The organism is Micromonospora sagamiensis, assembly GCF_014680085.1.
GTDB classification, from domain to species: Bacteria; Actinomycetota; Actinomycetes; order Mycobacteriales; family Micromonosporaceae; genus Micromonospora; species Micromonospora inyonensis.
Genome location: NZ_AP023438.1, coordinates 3,169,623 through 3,187,612 on the forward strand (window position 1 = coordinate 3,169,623; position 17,990 = coordinate 3,187,612).

At 73.1% G+C, this 17,990-nt stretch carries 14 protein-coding genes; 5 read left to right on the forward strand and 9 right to left on the reverse strand.

The features are described from left to right. The first annotated feature begins 505 nt into the window (after positions 1-505). Positions 506-1,531, forward strand: coding sequence for a class II fructose-bisphosphate aldolase (gene fbaA / locus IGA62_RS13825; protein WP_145821058.1), 1,026 nt, complete (start codon positions 506-508; stop codon positions 1,529-1,531). A gap of 73 nt (positions 1,532-1,604) precedes the next feature. On the opposite strand, the gene IGA62_RS13830 is transcribed toward fbaA, so the two are convergent. Further along, positions 1,605-2,822, reverse strand: a complete 1,218-nt coding sequence (locus IGA62_RS13830; protein WP_186500076.1) for an LOG family protein — start codon at positions 2,820-2,822, stop codon at positions 1,605-1,607. A 250-nt stretch (positions 2,823-3,072) separates the two neighbouring features. On the opposite strand from IGA62_RS13830, the gene IGA62_RS13835 reads away from it, so the two are divergent. After that, positions 3,073-3,501, forward strand: a complete 429-nt coding sequence (locus IGA62_RS13835; protein ID WP_145821056.1) for a DUF3151 domain-containing protein — start codon at positions 3,073-3,075, stop codon at positions 3,499-3,501. A gap of 83 nt (positions 3,502-3,584) precedes the next feature. Here the strand turns inward: IGA62_RS13835 and IGA62_RS13840 are convergent, their stop codons facing one another. Both IGA62_RS13840 and IGA62_RS13845 read right to left on the reverse strand, forming a co-directional pair. Then, on the reverse strand, positions 3,585-5,852 hold the full coding sequence (locus IGA62_RS13840) for a MinD/ParA family ATP-binding protein (RefSeq protein ID WP_232625004.1): 2,268 nt from the start codon (positions 5,850-5,852) through the stop codon (positions 3,585-3,587). A gap of 54 nt (positions 5,853-5,906) precedes the next feature. Further along, positions 5,907-6,923: a diacylglycerol kinase family protein gene (locus IGA62_RS13845; protein WP_145821054.1), complete on the reverse strand. Its 1,017-nt coding sequence runs from the start codon at positions 6,921-6,923 to the stop codon at positions 5,907-5,909. Between the two features lie 125 nt (positions 6,924-7,048). Between IGA62_RS13845 and IGA62_RS13850 the strand changes: the two genes are divergently transcribed. Continuing rightward, positions 7,049-8,338: an adenylosuccinate synthase gene (locus IGA62_RS13850; protein ID WP_091458801.1), complete on the forward strand. Its 1,290-nt coding sequence runs from the start codon at positions 7,049-7,051 to the stop codon at positions 8,336-8,338. 212 nt (positions 8,339-8,550) lie between these two features. Beyond that, the gene (gene purD, locus IGA62_RS13855) at positions 8,551-9,801 is read left to right on the forward strand and encodes a phosphoribosylamine--glycine ligase (protein WP_145821052.1); all 1,251 of its coding nucleotides are present in this window, start codon (positions 8,551-8,553) and stop codon (positions 9,799-9,801) included. A gap of 52 nt (positions 9,802-9,853) precedes the next feature. Here the strand turns inward: purD and IGA62_RS13860 are convergent, their stop codons facing one another. The 4 genes from IGA62_RS13860 to IGA62_RS13875 form a co-directional block, all read right to left on the reverse strand. Next, positions 9,854-11,392: a N,N-dimethylformamidase beta subunit family domain-containing protein gene (locus tag IGA62_RS13860; protein WP_145821050.1), complete on the reverse strand. Its 1,539-nt coding sequence runs from the start codon at positions 11,390-11,392 to the stop codon at positions 9,854-9,856. A 74-nt stretch (positions 11,393-11,466) separates the two neighbouring features. After that, positions 11,467-13,029 (reverse strand): AMP-binding protein, encoded by a 1,563-nt coding sequence (locus IGA62_RS13865; protein ID WP_145821048.1) that lies wholly within the window; start codon positions 13,027-13,029, stop codon positions 11,467-11,469. 217 nt (positions 13,030-13,246) lie between these two features. Beyond that, a complete protein-coding gene (locus IGA62_RS13870; protein WP_145821046.1) occupies positions 13,247-14,461 on the reverse strand; it encodes an acyl-CoA dehydrogenase family protein in 1,215 nt (404 codons plus the stop codon). A 1-nt stretch (position 14,462) separates the two neighbouring features. Beyond that, a complete protein-coding gene (locus tag IGA62_RS13875) occupies positions 14,463-14,915 on the reverse strand; it encodes an SCP2 sterol-binding domain-containing protein (RefSeq protein WP_145821044.1) in 453 nt (150 codons plus the stop codon). A 121-nt stretch (positions 14,916-15,036) separates the two neighbouring features. Between IGA62_RS13875 and IGA62_RS13880 the strand changes: the two genes are divergently transcribed. Beyond that, a complete protein-coding gene (locus tag IGA62_RS13880) occupies positions 15,037-15,675 on the forward strand; it encodes a TetR/AcrR family transcriptional regulator (RefSeq protein ID WP_145821043.1) in 639 nt (212 codons plus the stop codon). A 40-nt stretch (positions 15,676-15,715) separates the two neighbouring features. On the opposite strand, the gene IGA62_RS13885 is transcribed toward IGA62_RS13880, so the two are convergent. Next, a complete protein-coding gene (locus tag IGA62_RS13885) occupies positions 15,716-16,981 on the reverse strand; it encodes an adenylosuccinate synthetase (RefSeq protein ID WP_145821042.1) in 1,266 nt (421 codons plus the stop codon). Then, entirely contained in the window at positions 16,978-17,985 is a 1,008-nt protein-coding gene (locus IGA62_RS13890) for a hypothetical protein (protein ID WP_145821041.1), read from the reverse strand. The genes IGA62_RS13885 and IGA62_RS13890 overlap by 4 nt, the downstream gene beginning before the upstream one ends. Positions 17,986-17,990 lie beyond the last annotated feature (5 nt).

Here is a 17,990-nt window from a genome sequence, read left to right on the forward strand (position 1 = left end):
AACATCCGGTGACCGTCCGGGAGCGGCCAGCGCGTGCGTCCCGGCCGCCGCCGGCCCGGCGGGCGAGTCGGCGGATTGGCCCACCCGGGGCCGACGCCCGGTGCCAGGATGGGACCGTGGGCTCCCGGATCCGCCCGGTCACCAGCACGGCGCTCCGGGCCACCACCCTGGCCGCGTCCGGCGTCGAGGTGGGTGGCCGGCCGGGGTGAACCGCCGACGGGATCACCAGCCGGTCCGGCCGGTCGTTCCGGTTGGACGGTTCTGACCAACCCTCTGAAAGCGATCTGTCGTGGCGGTGGTCAGCCGGCTGATCAGCATCGTCGTCCGGGCGCGGTGGACGGACCGGCGGGGGCGGTGACGGGTCCGACCATCCGGGCGCGTTCCGGGTCGGTTGTGTCCGCGTGGCGCTTCTACGGGATACTGCCCGCGGAGGACAGCGCGGTCTCGCAGCCATGGAAGACAGTCGGCCGGCACGGCCGAGAGCGGTAGTTAAGGAGCGTTTGACATGCCCATCGCTTCCCCTGAGGTCTACGCGGAGATGCTGGACCGCGCCAAGGCCGGGCGGTACGCGTACCCCGCCATCAACGTCACGTCCTCGCAGACCCTCAACGCCGCCCTGAAGGGCTTCGCCGACGCCGAGAGCGACGGCATCATCCAGGTCTCGACCGGTGGCGCCGAGTACCTCTCCGGCCCGACGATCAAGGACATGGTCACCGGTGCCGCCGCGTTCGCCGCGTACGCCCGTGAGGTGGCGAAGAACTACCCGGTCAACATCGCCCTGCACACCGACCACTGCCCCAAGGAGAAGCTGGACAAGTTCGTCCGGCCGCTGATGGCCATCTCCAAGGAGCGGGTCGCCCGGGGCGAGGACCCGCTGTTCCAGTCGCACATGTGGGACGGCTCGGCCGTGCCCGTCGCGGAGAACCTGGAGATCGCTGCCGAGCTGCTCGACCGGGCCGCCGAGGGCAAGATCGTCCTGGAGATCGAGGTCGGCGTGGTCGGCGGCGAGGAGGACGGCGTCGAGAACGCGATCAACGACAAGCTCTACACTACCGTCGAGGACGGCCTGGCCATGGTCGAGGCGCTCGGCCTCGGCGAGAAGGGCCGTTACATGGCGGCCCTGACCTTCGGCAACGTGCACGGCGTCTACAAGCCGGGCAACGTGAAGCTCCGTCCCGAGGTGCTGAAGAACATCCAGGAGGCGGTCGGCGCCAAGTACGGCAAGGAGAAGCCGCTCAGCCTGGTGTTCCACGGTGGCTCCGGCTCGCTGCTCTCGGAGATCCGCGAGGCGCTCGACTACGGCGTGGTCAAGATGAACATCGACACCGACACGCAGTACACCTTCACCCGCCCGGTCGCGGACCACATGTTCCGCAACTACGACGGCGTCCTGAAGGTCGACGGCGAGGTCGGCAACAAGAAGCTCTACGACCCGCGGGTCTGGGGCAAGGCCGCCGAGGCCGGCATGGCCGCCCGGGTGGTCGAGGCCTGCGAGCACCTCCGCTCGACGGGCACCACGCTCGCCAAGTAGTCCAGCTGGTTGTGGTGGTAGCAGGGGCCCCTTGTTACTCATTTTTGAGTAACAAGGGGCCCCTGCTCACACCTCAGGCGGGAGCGCCGATCAGCGCGCGCGCCGCCTCGGCGACGTCGTCGGTGAGGTGGATGGTGCCGGAGAGGTCCCCGAACGGCGACGCGGCCAGCAGCGGACGCAGCAACGACTCCACCGGCAGCTCCCGGGTCCAGTACTCCCGGTCCAGGAAGACGTACGCGCCGCTGGCCCCGTCGGTGCCGTAGAACGTCTTCGTCGCCGCCTGGAAGACCTCCTGCACGGTGCCGGCCCGGCCGGGCGCGAAGACGATCCCGCCCCGCGCGAGCCGCAGGATGGTGTCCTCCCGGATCGCGTTCGAGAAGTACTTGGCGATCTTCCCGGCGAAGAGGTTCGCCGGTTCGTGCCCGTACAGCCAGGTGGGGATGGCCAGCCCACCGGTGCGGGCCCAGTCCAGGCTGGAGAGTTCGCCGGGTGAGCGGGGCAGCGTCTCGGCCGGCGCGAACCGCTGGCGCACCTCGAGCGCCACCGCCGTGTACCGGTCGTGGTCGGTGAAGTCCGGTGCGGTGGCGAGCAGGTCGATCGCCGCCGCCAGCGCCTCCGCCGGGTGGGAGGCGAGGAACGCGCCGAGGTTCGCCGCTTCCATCACCCCCGGCCCGCCGCCGGTGACGATCAACCGGTCGGCCCGCGCCAGCTCCCAGCCGAGCATCGCCGCCATCCGGTACGGCACGCTGCCGCGCGCCACCGCGTGTCCGCCCATGACGCCCACCACCGACTGCGGCCCGTGCGTGGCGAGCCAGGCGCGGGTCGCGTCGGCCAGCGCGTTGTCCACGCCGTGGTCGTGCAGCCGCTGGCCGAGCGCCTCCTTCACGTCCGGCAGCGCGCCGCCGTGCGCCCGGAAGTGCTCGTACACCCGGGTGTCGTACATGCCGGCGAAGCCACCCTCGGCGAAGCCGGCGGCCAGCTCCTCAGGGATGTAGAGATGCGACGGCTGGGTCGGGTAGGGCAGCCCGGAGAAGGGCGGCACCACGTTCGCGCCGCGTCGGACCAGGTCCGCGCCGACCTCGCGGGAGGCGAACCGGCAGCCGACGAAGAGCGTTCCGGCTACGTCGGTGCCGGTCAGATCGGGGACGGGGGACAGGTCGAGCCGAAGTCCCTGCACGGTGAGCCCGGCCAGGCTGCCGGTGGCGAGCCGTTGGTCGAAGGCGGTGCGGGTCTCGATCTCGTCAGGGGCGGTGTGCGGCTCGATGACGTCCGCGGGGGGTGGGGTCGGCACGCGATCATCCTGCCCAGCCCGGTCAACCGGCGAAACCACCGGTGCCGTCACCCGCACCGGCGAGAGCCCGGCGACCAGGGTCACCGGGCTCTCGTGAAACCGGTTCCTGGGGAGGCTCCGGAACATCATTTGTAGTCGAGGTGAACACTGGTTGACATTGGCCACAGGCGTGGCCAGGGCTCAGCCGTTCAGCCGACGACCTGGGCGGACCCCCTCGCGGGCCGATCGCCGAAGCGGGTTGAATGGGGCGATGCAGAACCTCTTGCCTGAGCCGCCGGCCACGCTCCTGCCCGTCCACGACGAGGCCGAGGCCGCACTGGCCGCCGCTGCCGAGGCGGACACCGACGAGGCGTACGCCGAGGTGGCCGCCCGCTTCCCGACCTTCAGCGCCGGCTGGGCCACACTGGCCACCCGGGCGTTCGCGCAGGGCCAGGTCGTCCCGGCGTACGCGTTCGCCCGAACCGGGTACCACCGAGGGCTGGACCAGCTCCGTCGTAACGGCTGGCGGGGGCACGGTCCGGTGCCGTGGTCGCACGAGCCGAACCGTGGCTTCCTGCGCTGCCTGTACGTGCTTTCCCGGGCGGCCGACGAGATCGGCGAGGCGGACGAGGCGGCCCGCTGCGCCCAGTTCCTCCGCGACTGCGACCCGGCCGCCGGGGACGCCCTGGCCAGCGACTGAGGCGGTAGCAGGGGTCCCCTGCTACCGCATTTTGAGTAGCAGGGGACCCCTGCAGGCACCCGGCGCGGGTGAAGCGTTGATGCTCAGAGCCCTTCGGCGACTGCGGCTGCGATCTTGAGCCAGGCGTCCCGGGTCGCCGAGGAGAGCTGCCCGTACCGGATCGGCTCGCCGGTGTCGATCAACCGCTCGTACGGCGCGAGCAGCACCGCCCTGGTCCGGGCGGCGAAGTGCTCCTGGATCGCCGGCAGGTCGATCTCCTTCCGGGACGGCGGCATCGACACCACCGTCACCGCCTGCCGGACCAGCCGCTGCCGCCCGCTCTGCTCCAGGTGGTCGAGCATCCGCGCGGCGGTCTCCGCCGAGTCGTTCCGGGCGGACATGGTGACCACCAGTTGGTCGGTCGCGTCCATCGCGGCCTGCCAGTTCTGCGCCCGGACGTTGTTCCCGGTGTCCACGAAGATCAGCTTGTAGAACCGGCTCACCACGTCCCGGATCTCGGCGAACGCCGAGGCGGTCAGCATCTCACCGCCGGTCGCCGACTCGTCCGAGGCCAGCACGTCGAACATTCCCTCGCCCTGGGAACGGACGTACTGCGACAGGTCGCCGACCCGCCCGTGCGCGCCCTGGAACTGGGCGAGGTCACGCAGCATGTCCCGGACCGTCCGGGCGTGGAAGTCCTGCTGGGCCCGCATGCCCAGCGTGCCCTGGGTCTCGTTGTTGTCCCAGGCCAGGACGTAGCCGCCGCGCTTCTGACCGAAGGTCATCGCGAGCAGCAGGATCGCCACGGTCTTGCCGGCACCGCCCTTCGGGTTGACGACGGTCACCTGACGGAGGCCGCCGAAGTTGCGGCGGACCATCTCGATGTCGTGCTTGACCTCCTGCTCGTGCCGGCCCGGCGGAAGCTTGACCAGCCCCAGGGTCGTCCGGTTCAGCACGGCCCGTACGCCCATGGTCGCCACCGGGTCGGCGGGCCGAGCCTGTCGTCGCCGGGCGAAGTCCTCGGCGGTCGGCGTCGCGCCGTCGGACCAGAGCGGTTCGGAGTAGCTCGCGGGTGCTGTCGGCACCCGGGGCGGAGCGGTCTCCGCCGCGATTCCGGCGGAGGCCGGGTACTGCGCGGTCGCGCCGGGCTGGCCGGTGGCCGGGTACGGGAGGCCGGTCCGAGGCTGCCCCGCATCCCACTGCTGGCCCGGCGTTCCCGGTGTCGTCGGCTCGGGCGAGGAGGCCGTGGCCCAACCGCCGCTCGTCGGCCAGCCGGGCGCCGGCGCGGCCGGCAGCGGTGCCCAGCCGGCCGGAGGCGTACCACCGGCCGGAGACGCGTCGCCGGCCGGTGTGAGGGTGGAACCACCGTGGCCCGGGTATGCCCCGCCCGGTGGGCTGGCCTGCACGTTGGCCCAGGTCGGGCCGGTAGCCGGCCCGACACCGCCGGCCGGCGGCCCGGTGTCCACCGGCCCCACCGCCTCGGCCGTCGGCGGCGGAGCGTTGTCCGCTGCCGGACCTTCGCCGGCCGTCGACGGGACGTCGTCGGGTTCGGCCGGGGCGTCGACGGGCGGGTCGCCGCTCGTCGGGGGCGCGGGCAACGGGTACCAGCCCGGGACACCGCCGCTTCCGGCCGGCTGTTGACGGGGCACCGGCGGCGGGACGGATTCGACCGGTGTGCCGTGCGTCCGCTGTGGCGGGTGGGCCCACGGCGAGTCCGCCTGCGGCCGTGACCCGCCCGTCGGGCGGGGCGTGTCGACGTGGTTGTCGTCGGTGGCCATACCCGGGGAAGCGGGGTTCGCCGGGCCGCCGTCAGCGGCAGCCAAAACGTCCGGCCCCTGGTCACCGCCACTGATCGGAGCGCCGTCGGCCCCACCAAGTGCTCGGCCGACCGGAGCGGCCTCGACCGGAGCGGCCTCGACCGGAGCGGCGTCGGGCGGAGCGTCGTCGACCGGGGCGGCCTCGACCGGAGCGGCCTCGCCCGGGGCGTCGTCGCCCGGAGCGGCGCTGACCGGAGCGCCGTCGGGCGGGGCTGGGCCGAGCGGGGTGGCGGTCGACGCCTGGACCGGCGGCCAGCCGGGATGTCCGTCCGGTGCCCAGATCGTCGGGTCGTCCACCGTGGCGGCGTCGCCGTTCGCCGGCCGGGACTCCGGACGGGGGACCGGTCCACCGGAGACCGGGGCCGGGACCGCTGTTGCCGGAACCTCCGGCGGCGCCCAGTGCCGGTCGGGAGTGCTGGTCACGGGGTCGACGTCGGGCCGCACCGCATCCGGCGGCCACAGCGGTTCGATGTCCCGTTCGGGTACCGGTCCCCCCTGCTGAACCGGCAGACGGACCCGGTCGGCGTTCTCGTGCACCACGGTTCCTCCCCCCATCCTCCTGCCGAGGATAGGCCCTGGAAGTCGCCCATCCGGTGCCGAACCGGGCGATCAGGCCGTGTAGACCGCCCACGCTCCCGGCTCGGTCCACCACGACCGCTTCCGGTTCAACTCACCCTCGACGCCGTCGTCGAGGTACGGGACCCGCTCGTCGCGGGGCACGACGGCGACCGCCCGGCCCCGGGCCCGGCGTACCTCGAACCGGACCCGCTTCCGGCCCAACAGGCTGCGGGCCACCACGGGAACGGCCACCGCCACCTCGACCACGCCGTCGGTCGGGTCCGGATCGGTGAGCAGGGGGAGACCGTCGAGTCGGGCGTACCCGCCGGCGTTGCCGATCGCGCAGGCCAGCAGGGGGTCGTCGCCCGAGGTGAGGACGGCGTCGTCCACCTCCACCCGCCCCCGCCAGTAGAGCGGTCGGCCGGAGAAGTCCGAGGCGCCCAGCAGCGCCCCGTCCAGGGTCACCGAACCGCCGTCGTTGCGCAGCAGGTCGAGGCGGCGCACCGTGCCGTCCAGCACCGCGACCGCCACCGCCGCCGGGTCCCGGGGCAGCCCGAGCCGCGCCGCGAGGTCACGCTGCCCCGTGGCCCGGGCCGGATCGAGCGGCAGGACACCGATCGGGGGCAGGTCCGGCACCGTACGGTTGCCGGCCAGGTCGACTGGGCGGCGGCTGGGCGGTGGGGCGTACCGCCGGACGAGCCGGCGCACGACGGCGCGCAACTGGGCGTCGCTGGCCGTGGCGACGATCAGCCGGGTCTTCGAGTCCGGGTCGGGCCAGGTGAGGCCGTCGGGCCGCGCCGGGGCGTCGAGCCGGGCCAGCACCTCGTCGATCTCCGCGTCCGAACGGGCGGTGACCGCCTCCGCCCGCGCACCCCGCTCGGTCAGCGCGTCCGCGCAGGCCAACACCGGTACGCGCGGTGTCTCGCAGCGTTCGGCGGACTCCGGCGCGCAGTGCTCGGCCGGTTCGGTTGCGGTCTTCCCGCCGGCTCCGCAGCAGCCGCCACCGCTGCCGCACGCACCGGCGGCGTCGCGCTCCGAGCCGAGGGTGAGCAGCACCACGTCGTACACGGAAGAGGGCCTCCTGCCTCGTCGCGCAGCCCCTGCCGGCTGCGCCTCCACCACTTGTTAGCCTGACACCTCGGGCTCGCCACGCGGTCGCCACCTGGCACCCGAGCCCCCTGGAGGCGGTGAAGATGCCAGCGATCGTGCTCCTCGGTGCTCAGTGGGGCGACGAGGGCAAGGGCAAGGTTACCGACCTGCTGGGTGAGCGGGTCGACTACGTCGTGCGGTACTCCGGCGGCAACAACGCCGGGCACACGGTGATCACGCCCGACGGCCAGAAGTACGCCCTGCACCTGATGCCGAGCGGGGCGCTCTCCCCGAGCGCGATGATCGTGATCGGCAACGGCGTGGTGGTCGACCCGAAGGTCCTGCTCGCCGAGATCGACGGGCTGGCCGAGCGGGGCGTCGACGTCTCCCGCCTGCGGATCTCCGGCGACGCGCACCTGATCATGCCGCACCACCGGGCGCTGGACCGGGTGGTCGAGCGGTACCTCGGCTCGTCCCGGATCGGCACCACCGGCCGGGGCATCGGCCCGGCGTACGGCGACAAGGTCGCCCGGATGGGCATCCGCCTCCAGGACCTGCTGGACCCGGGCATCCTGCACAAGAAGCTCGAACTGGCGCTGCGCGAGAAGAACCAGATCCTGTTCAAGGTCTACAACCGCAAGGCGATCGACGTCGAGGCCACCGTCGAGGAGTACCTCGCCTACGCCGAGCGGCTGCGCCCGTACATCGCCGAGACCCGGGTGATGCTCTGGGACGCCCTGGACCGGGGCGAGACGGTGCTGCTGGAGGGTGCCCAGGCCACCATGCTCGACATGGACCACGGCACCTACCCCTTCGTGACCTCGTCGAATCCGACGGCCGGCGGGGCGTGCGTGGGCGCGGGCATCCCGCCGACCGCCATCACCAAGGTGATCGCGGTGAGCAAGGCGTACACCACCCGGGTCGGCTCCGGGCCGTTCCCGACCGAACTCTTCGACGACAACGGCCAGCACCTGCGCAAGGTCGGCCACGAGTACGGCACCACCACCGGCCGGGAGCGCCGGTGCGGCTGGTTCGACGCGGTGGTCGCCCGGTACGCCTGCCGTCTCAACGGGGTCACCGACCTGGTCGTCACCAAGCTGGACGTGCTCACCGGCCTGCCGAAGGTGCCGATCTGCGTCGGGTACGACATCAACGGCAAGCGGTACGACGACATGCCGATGACGCAGACCGACTTCCACCACGCGACTCCCGTCTACGAGGAGCTCGACGGCTGGTGGGAGGACATCACCAAGGCCCGGACCGAGGACGAGCTGCCGGAGAACGCCCGCCGGTACATCGCCCGGATCGAGGAACTCTGCGGCACCCGGGTCAGCGTGGTCGGCGTCGGCCCCGGTCGCGAGGAGAACGTCCACCGCCACCCCCTCCTGCCCTGACCTTCGGCCCCGCTCGTCCGCCCGGATCGGGAGGGCGACGGGGAGGCCACCGCCCCGCCGCAGTCCTTGCCGACCGGGCGGGGCGGGGGTGTTGTCCACAGGGCGGTGCGGGTTGTCCACAGGGTGTGGGCAGCGGCCGGAACTGAGATCCGCATCCCGGCCGACTTCATGATCAACGAAGGTCGGTGCGGGGGTCGGTAGGATCGGGGCCTGTGCGGGTACTTCTTGTGGGATCGGGTGGGCGGGAACACGCGTTGGCGCTCGGGTTGGCGGCTGATCCGTCCGTCGAGCGACTGATCGCGGCACCGGGCAATCCGGGCATCGCGGGTGTGGCCGAGCTTCGGCAGGTCGACACCGCGGATCCGGCGGCGGTGGCCGGGCTGGCCGTCGACGAGGGCGTCGACCTGGTGGTGATCGGGCCGGAGGCGCCCCTGGTCGCCGGGGTCGCCGACGCGGTCCGCGCCAAGGGCGTCGCCTGCTTCGGGCCGTCCGCCGAGGCCGCCCGTCTGGAGGGGTCGAAGGCGTTCGCCAAGGACGTGATGACCGCCGCCGGGGTGCCCACCGCCCGCGCGTACACCTGCACCGACGAGGCGGGCACCGCCCGCGCGCTGGACGAGTTCGGGCCGCCGTACGTGGTGAAGAACGACGGGCTCGCCGCCGGCAAGGGTGTCGTGGTGACCGACGACCGGACCGCCGCGCTGGCCCACGCCGCCGAGTGCGGCCGGGTGGTGGTCGAGGAGTACCTCGCCGGACCCGAGGTGTCGCTCTTCGTGGTGACCGACGGCGAGGCGGCGGTGCCGCTGCTGCCGGCACAGGACTTCAAGCGGGTCGGCGACGGCGACTCCGGCCCCAACACCGGAGGCATGGGTGCCTACGCACCACTGCCCTGGACCCCGTCCGACCTGGTCGACCAGGTGATGCGGGAGGTGGTGCACCCGACGCTGGCGGAGATGCGCCGCCGGGGCACCCCGTTCGCCGGTCTCCTCTACGTCGGCCTGGCGATCACCGCCGCCGGCCCCCGGGTGATCGAGTTCAACGCCCGGTTCGGCGACCCGGAGACCCAGGTGGTGCTCGCCCTGCTGGAGTCGCCGCTCGGCGGGCTGCTGCACGCGGCGGCAACCGGCTCGCTCGCGGCACACCCGCCGCTGCGTTGGCGCGACGGGGCCGCGGTGACCGTGGTGCTGGCCGCAGCGAACTACCCGGGCACGCCCCGGACCGGCGACGTGATCACCGGCGCGGAGCGTCCAGGCGTCATCCACGCCGGCACCGCCCGCCGGGCCGCCGACGGCGCGTTGGTCTCCGCCGGCGGCCGGGTCCTCTGCGCCACGGCCACCGGCCCGGACCTGGCCGCCGCGCGGGACGCCGCGTACGCGCTGGTCGCGGGCGTGGAGTTGCCCGGCTCGCACCACCGGCGGGACATCGCCGACGCGGCGGTGCGTGGAGCCGTCACCCTGCCGGCCTGAGCGGGCGATTCCGCACCGGGACGCGGGGTGGCGCGTGGCCACCCCGACCGGTTCACCGGGAGCGGGCCATCCGCTCCAGCAGGTTGGCGGTGGCCCGCTCGACCCGTTCGTCGCGGTGCCCGGCACGGTTCAGCGCCATCGTCCAGAACAGCGTCCCGGCGGCGAAGACCACGCCACCCTGCGGCGTCTCGTAGAGGTGGGTGTTCTGCACCCGCTGCTGCTTGTACCGCGTCCGGTAGCCGGCGGTGCCGAGGGTGACCCCGGTGACCCCGGTGGGCCTCGGGTTCCCGGGGACGACACCGTCGGCCTCCCCGCCGACCAGACCGGGGATCCGGTCGCCGTCGGTCACCCCGCTGCCGGCCCAGAACCAGTGCCCGGCCGAGGCGACCACCAGCGGCTGCGGGGTGGGGACGATGCCGTTGTACTGGATTCCGAGCAGGCCCTGCTCGGCGTCGCTGCCGTCCGGGGCGACGTTACGCCAGTGGGTCGTCGGTCCGGCGGCGTCCGCCTCCGGGTCCGGGTCCGTCTTGTAGCAGGTGACCAGCCGGTCGGGTCGCCCGTCGGTGGACGGCTTCAGCCGGATGTGCCAGTAGACGCTGTTGGCGGCGAGGAAGGCCAGGCTGGTGCCGGCCGCCACCGCGCGTTCCGCCGCGACCCGCATCGGCCTCGACCAGTACTCGTCGTGGCCGCAGAACACGACGCCCCGGTGCCGGGTCGGGTCGAGCCGCCCGCTGTGCAGGTCCTCGGTGGTGGCGTACGACAGGTCGTAGCCCTGCCGTTCCGCCCACCGGATGAAGTCCTGGTCGCGGTCGAGGTGCTTCGGCCAGCCGTCACCCGCGTACGGACGGTCGTAGGAGACGTCGAAGGCGCGCCGTTCGTAGTCCAGCACCCCGTCGCGGTAGCCGTAGTAGAGGCTCCGGCCGGTCGTCCCGTCGAGCGGCCACAGGTTGTACGCCTGGTAGGTGGAGAACGGCACCACCACGCAGAGCGCGGCGGCCCGACGGTCGTCGCGTACCACGAAGGGCGCGTACCCGCGCCAGCCCTCGGCCGAGGTGAAGATCGCCTGGTAGAGCCCGGAGGTCCAGTCGTCGGGGACGCGCAGCGTCCAGGAGACCGGCCAGCGGCAGGCCAGCGCCCCGGTCCGCGGGTCGGGGGTGGGCACCGGTTGCGGCCCGCCGGTCAGCTCGGGGCTGGTCAACAGCTCCCGGGCGCTGGCCCCGCCGTACCAGCCGAGTCGGACGATCGTGATCTTGTACGGCCCGGCCGGGTCGACCGTGACGTGGAAATCGATGGTCTCGCCGTGGGCGACGCTGGTCGCCGAGGCGTACCCCTGGATCTGCCGACGGCGGTCGTCGACGGGCGGTCGCCCGCTGTCGCCGGGCGGCCAGGTGCTGCCGGGGGCCTGGTTCTCCCGGACGATCGGGACGGGACCGGTGGGGGACGCGACGGGACCGGTGGGAGCCGAGCCGAACCGGCTCGGGACGACCCGCCGGTCGCTGGTCGCCGCCGTGGGCCAGAGGGCGCCAGCGGTCGCCGCGGACGCGCCGAGCGCGAGCAGACCGAGGGCACGACGGCGGCGAACTCCTGCCATGGCAGCTCCTGGACATTTCCGGACGGGGGGAGGAAGGCGACCGAAAATACCACTGTGGACGGAGTGCCCGGCGATCAGTCGAGAGGATGACGAAGTTCCCTGGTCACGACCTTACCGGTGGCGTTTCGGGGCAGCGCCGCGACGAATCTCACGTCCCGGGGGACGGAGAACCGGGCGAGGTGCTGCCGGACGTGCTCGCGTACCGCCTCCGGGTCGAGGTGCTCGCCGGGGTGCAGGCTGAGGAAGGCGGCGAGGCGCTGCCCGTACTCGTCGTCGGGGACACCGATCACCGCGACCTCGCGTACCTGGGGGAGGCGGGCGAGCAGATCCTCCACCTCGGACGGGAAGACGTTCTCCCCACCCGAGACGATCATGTCGTCGGCGCGGCCGTCGACGAAGAGCCGCCCGTCGGTGTCGAGCCGTCCCAGGTCGCCGGTGTCGAGCAGGCCGTCGTGGCGCTCGCGGCCGGCACCGGAGGTGTACCCCTCGAAGAGCATCTCGTTGCCGACGAGGATCCGCCCCACCCGGCCCGGTGGCAGCGGCCGTCCGGCGGCGTCGACGACCGTCACCCGGGTGCCGTGCGGCGGCCGACCCGCCGTATTCGGGTGGGCGCGCAGGTCGGCGGGGGTGGCGATGGAGGCCCAGGAGACCTCGGTGGAGCCGTACAGGTTGTAGAGGACGTCGCCGTAGACGTCCATGAAGGCGTGGGACAGCGCGCCGGGCAGCGCCGAGCCGCTCACCGCCACCACCCGCAGCGGCGGGCGGGGCCGGGGCGGCGGGACCTCCAGCAGCCGTTGCAGCATCACCGGTACGGCGAACAGCGCGTCGCAGTGCTGCCGGGTGAGGGCGGTCACCGCCGCGGCCGGGTCGAACCGGCGGTGCAGCACGATGGTGGCGCGCAGCGCGAAGGAGACCTGGAGGGCGGCGTACCCCCAGGTGTGGAAGAGCGGCGCGGCGATCATGACGCGGTCGTGGACCCGCAGCGGGATCCGGTCGATGATCGACACCAGCGGCCCGAAGCCGTTCGGGGTGGGCCGCCGGGCCCCCTTCGGCGTGCCGGTGGTGCCGGAGGTCAACACGATGGTCCGCCCGCCCCGGGCCGGCGGGACGAGGGTGCCCGGCATCGCCCCGGTGACCAGGTCCGCGTGTCCCCGTTCGTCGACCCGCCGCACCCCGGCGGGGAGGTCGAGGACCCGGTCGGCGAACTCGGTGTCGTGCACCAGCACCCGCAGCCGCTGCTCCTCGGCGACGGTGGCCAACTGGCCGGCGGAGAGCCCGGTGTTGGCCAGGACCGCGTCCGCGCCGAGCAGGGTGGTCGCCACCATGGTCTCGATCAGGCCGGAATGGTTGCGGCAGAGCACTCCCACCCGGTCCCCGCCGCGCACCCCGAGCCCCGACCGCAGCCCCCGGGCCAGTCGCTCGGACCGGTCGAGCAGGGTCGCGTAGCTGGTGCACGTGCCGTGCTCGTCGACGACAGCGGTTCGGTCCGGGTCCCGGGCGGCGGCCTGGCGCAGCTCGCCGGCGAGGCTGAAGCCCCACCGGCGTAGCGCGTTGAGCTGGGCGGCGACCCGGACCGGGCCGCCGGGCGCGAGCAACCCCCGCCGAGCCAGCGTGGCGATGACGAACGGCAGTCCCATCCCGGCTCCCTTCCGACGCTGCTCCGCCCTGCGCTGTGCTGCCTTCCGCCGTGCGCTGCGTGGTGCGTGGTGCGTGGTGCTGCCGTGGTGCGGTGCGCTGCCGTGGTGCTGCCGCCCCGGGCCGGGTGGTAGGAGGGGTCCCCTGCTACCGCATTGTGATGAGGAGGGGTCCCCTGCTACCACCACACCGGACCGCCCCGCCCACGCCCGCAGCTGGTCAGCGCACCTGCATACCGGAGATGGCGCGGGCGATCACCAGCCGCTGGATCTCCGACGTCCCCTCGAAGATGGTGTAGATCTTGGCGTCCCGGTACCAGCGTTCGACCGGGTGGTCGCGGAGGAACCCGGCCCCGCCGAGCAGCTGCACCGCCTTCTCGGTGACCGCGACGGCCACCTCGCCCGCCTTCAGCTTGGACATCGAGCCCTCCCCGGCGGCGAACGGTTTCTCGTTGCGTCCCATCCAGGACGCCCGCCACACCAGCAGCCGGGCCGCGTCGATCTCCATCTTCATGTCGGCCAGCGCGAACGCGACCGCCTGGTTCTCGATGATCGGCCGGCCGAACTGGACCCGGGTCTTCGCGTAGTCCAGGGCGTACTCGTAGGCGGCGCGGGCCACCCCGATCGCCTGCGCGCCGACCGTCGGCCGGGACAGCTCGAAGGTACGCATCGCCGCCTGGCCGGAGGCGCGTTGGCCGGCACGGGCGCGGTCGAGGCGCGTCGACAGTGCCTCCCGTCCGCCGAGCAGGCAGCGGCCGGGTACGCGTACCTCGTCGAGGAAGACGTCGGCGGTGTGCGACGCGCGCAGGCCGAGCTTGCGCAGCTTGCGGGTGGCGTGCAGCCCTTTCGTGCCCGGCGGTACGACGAACGCGGCCTGCCCGCGCGAGCCCAGTTCGGGGGCGACCGACGCGGTGACCACGTGCACCCCGGCGATCCCGCCGTTGGTGGCGTACGCCTTCTGCCCGCGCAGCACCCACTCGTCGCGTGCCTCGTCGTAGGTGGCCCGGGTGCGCATCGCGCCGACGTCGGAGCCGGCCTCGGGTTCGGTGGAGCAGAACGCGGCGACGGCCGGGGACTCCGGGTCGCCGAAGCACTGGGGCACCCACTCGACGAGCTGGTCGGGGGTGCCGGAGCCGTAGATGGCGGCGACGGCGAGGGAGGTGCCGAAGATGCTCAGCCCGATGCCGGCGTCACCCCAGAAGAGTTCCTCGCTGGCGATCGGGAGAGAGAGGCCGGTGGGGTCGCCGAAGCAGGTGACGAGGAACTCGAAGCCGTAGAGGCCGACCTTCGCCGCCTCCTGGATCACCGGCCACGGGGTTTCCTCCCGCTCGTCCCACTCGGCCGCGGCCGGGCGCACGACCTCGGCGGCGAAGCCGTGCACCCAGTCGCGGAGATCCCGCTGTTCCTCGTTCAGGTCGAGCGAGAACTCGGACATGTCAGCCCTTGGGGATGTCGAACAGGTTGGGGATGTTGGCAGCCAGGCCCAGGTCGCCCTTGGCCTTCAGCTTGCCGGTCATGAACATCATGGCCGGGTTGGCCGCACCCGCGACGATCTTGAGGAACTCGACCGGACCGAGGGTCAGGGTCAGCTTCGGCTCCCGCTCCGGCGTGGAGTTGACCGTGCAGGCGCCGTTCTCGATGACGACCTCGTACGTGTCGGAGCCGCCGTCCGGACGCCCGGTGATGTTCCAGTGCAGCACCGCGTTGGTGGAGCCCGCCTTCTCGGCGCGGAACAGCGACGGCATCCGGCTGAACACCTCGTCGAGGACCTTGCCCCGCAGCTCGCCCGACATCACCTCGGCGATCTTCTTGTCCGGGGTGGACTTGACGAGCTTGGCGAACTCCTTGGGGCCGTACGAGGAGAAGGTGGCCGGATCGAAGTCAGTCATGAGTTACCTTCCGGACGTCGTGACACCCGTCGCACCGCGCGGGTTGCGCGTCGGGTCGGGGCGCACGGGTAGATTTGCCTACTCTGGCGTAACCTTACGCACGAGTAGGTATGCTCGCAAGGTGTCCAGCCCTCCCTCGTTCCGTCGTCTGCCCCGGGCCGTCCGTGAGCAGCAGATGCTCGACGCGGCCGTCCGCGCCTTCTCCCGCCGGGGCTTCCACGCCGCCAGCATGGACGAGATCGCCGAGGACGCCGGCATCTCGAAACCGATGGTCTACGCGTACCTCGGGACGAAGGAGGCGCTCTTCATCGCGTGTCTGCACCGGGAGGGCACCCGCATGGTGGAGGCCATCGCCGGGGCCGCCGCCCCCGACCTGCCGGCCGACGAGCGGCTCTGGCGGGGACTGCGGGCGTTCTTCGGATTCGTCGGCGCACACCGGGACGGCTGGGTCGTGCTCTACCGGCAGGCGCGGGGCGAGCAGCCGTTCGCCGGGGAACTGGCCGTGATGCGCAGTCGGATGGTCGAGGTGGTCGCCGGCATGCTCGACCACGCCCTGCGCGCCCGGGGCCGCGAGGTCCGCGAGATCGACCTGGAGGTGATCGCGTACGCCCTGGTCGGCGCGAGCGAGTCGCTGGCCGACTGGCTCGCCGACCACCCCGAGGCGGACCCGGCGAAGACCGCCACCCGGATGATGAACATCGCCTGGCTCGGTGCGGACCAGCTGCTGCGCGGCGAGACCTGGCGCCCGCCCGTGGAGTGACGACGCGCGCCGTACCCGCCGTGGGTACCGGCGAGCACGGCTACCGCCCGACCGCGACCGCCGGCCGCCCGGTCCCGGCGGGCGTGACCGGTCGCTTGTCCTCGGCGGTGGGGCCGTGCGAGGTGAGCACCACCGGGGCGCCGAGTGCGTCGCCGACCGCCGCCGCCCAGTCGACCGGCGCGGTGTCGTACACCGGGCGGGCGGCCAGCAGGCGGGCGGTGAGCGCGGCCTGCCGGTCGAGGTCGCCGGGCGGACCGGCCGGCAGCCGGTCCACGGTCTCGTACCGGCGGCAGAACCGCAGCCCCCGGTCGGCCAGGTCCAGATGGGTGAGGACCAGCCCGTCCACCCCGCCGGCCACGTCGAGCGCGTACCGGTGGGCGACCGCGTCGAAGTGGCCGAAGCGGAAGCGGCCCTGCCACGCGTTGGTCGGGTTGCGCGGGTCGGTCAGCGCCAGCGTCCGGTCCTCGGTGACCAGCGGACCCGGCCCGTGCCGGGTGGTGACGGTGCGCAGCACGCCCAGCCGCCGGGCGGTGCCGGCCAGGCCCGCCTCGGCGAGCAGCGCCTCGGCGTTGGCGAAGGTGGTGGTGCTCCACGTCGTGTACGGGTGGAAGCCGTGCCACTCGTCCAGCAGCACCCCCTGCGCCCCCTCGAAGACGCAGGTGCCCGCCCGGAGCACCCCGGCCAGGTGGGACCGGTCGACCACCGCCACCCGATCGGCGAACCCGGTGAACGCCGGCAGACAGTCGGAGACCGGCGGCGCGTCCAACGGGCCGAGTTCGGCGGCCAACCGGTCCCGCAGCCGGGTGAGCCGGTGCCGCAGCAGCTCCGGGTCGTGGCAGTCGGCCACCCGGGGTGCCTCGTCGGGGTGGGCGAGACCGTACGCGACGGCCTCACCCACCCCCAGCCCGCAGGAGCCGTGCCGGTCGGCTCCCCGGGCCAGTTCGCGAGCCCGGTTGGCGGCCCGGTGGTACGGCGTGGCGAGCAGCGCCTCGCCGTCGACGGTGAGCCGGTCGAGGGCGTCCGGCACCCCCACCGAGGTGAGGTGGTCGGCCTCGGCGGCCAGCGCCAACGGGTCCACCACCACGTGCCGGGACAGGTGGGTCCGTACGCCGGGGCGGAACGTACCCGCCCCGAACTGCGCGAACGTGTGCTGCCGGCCGTCGGCGAGCACCACGTTGTGCGCCGCCTGCGCGCCCCCGTTGAACCGGACCACCGTGTGCACCGGCCGGGTCGCGCAGAGCCAGTCCACGACGGTGCCCTTGCCGGCGTCCCCGTAGCCGAGGTCGACCACCATCACGTGGTTCACAGCCGGGTGACTCCTCCGGTCGAGCCGCCGCGCGGCGCGGGCAGCGCAGGGTCGCTGGTCGGGTCGACCGGCATGGTGGCCACCGGCAGCGCCGACACCACGGTGCGCCGCCCACCGCCGACCCGGGCCAGCGCCTTCGACACCGTTCGGGTGGCCTTCGACCCGTGCCGGTCCAGGTCGCGCAGGCCCTCGTCGAGGTCGATGGCCTCCTCGCCGAGGCCGACGGTGAGCGCGATGGTCTCGCAGACCGCGTCCAGGTCGTCCAGCTCGACGGCGTTCTGCCCGAGCAGGTCGCGCCAGAAGTCGAGCACCTTCCGGTTGCCCGAGTAGTGGCTGCCGGCCGGGAGGAGGTAGTAGGTGTCCCAGCGCCGGGTCACCTCGTCGACCACCTGCCGCAGCGGCACGTCCTCGCCCAGGCCGTCACCGATCACCCGGGCCACCTCGCGGTTCTTGACCTTTCCGTAGGCCAGCTCGTCGCCGATGATGAAGAGGTAGCCGCGCCGGCCGCGCTTCTCCCACGAGTCGGTGACCGTGTGCCGGGCCATGAAGTACATGGCCAGCTCGTACGACTCCATCATCTGGCCGCCACCGCCGCCCTCCAGCACGATCTTGCCGAGGTCGTCGTCCATCCGGTTGTCCGACTCGAACTGCCCGACCTGCAACGGCACCCGGTCGCAGGTGGCGTCCCCGATCGCGCCGAACATGATCTGCGGGTCACGGGCGTAGCCCTGGCGCAGCAGCAGCCCGAGCAGCTGAGGCAGCTTGGCCTGGAGGGTGCGCGGCACGTGCCCCATCGAGCCGGTCACGTCGAACAGCACCGTGATGGGGGTCGACTGCGGGTGATCGACGGAGTCGCGGCTCTCCCGGCTCGCCCCGCGCGGGTCGAGGTCGGGGTGCACGGTGCGGGCCCCGCTGTCGCTGTAGGAGAAGGCGCTCTTCCCGGTGGCCTTCCGGTAGCGGTCGGCGGCGTCGTACACGTCGGTGGACCAGATTCCGCTGCCCATGGCAG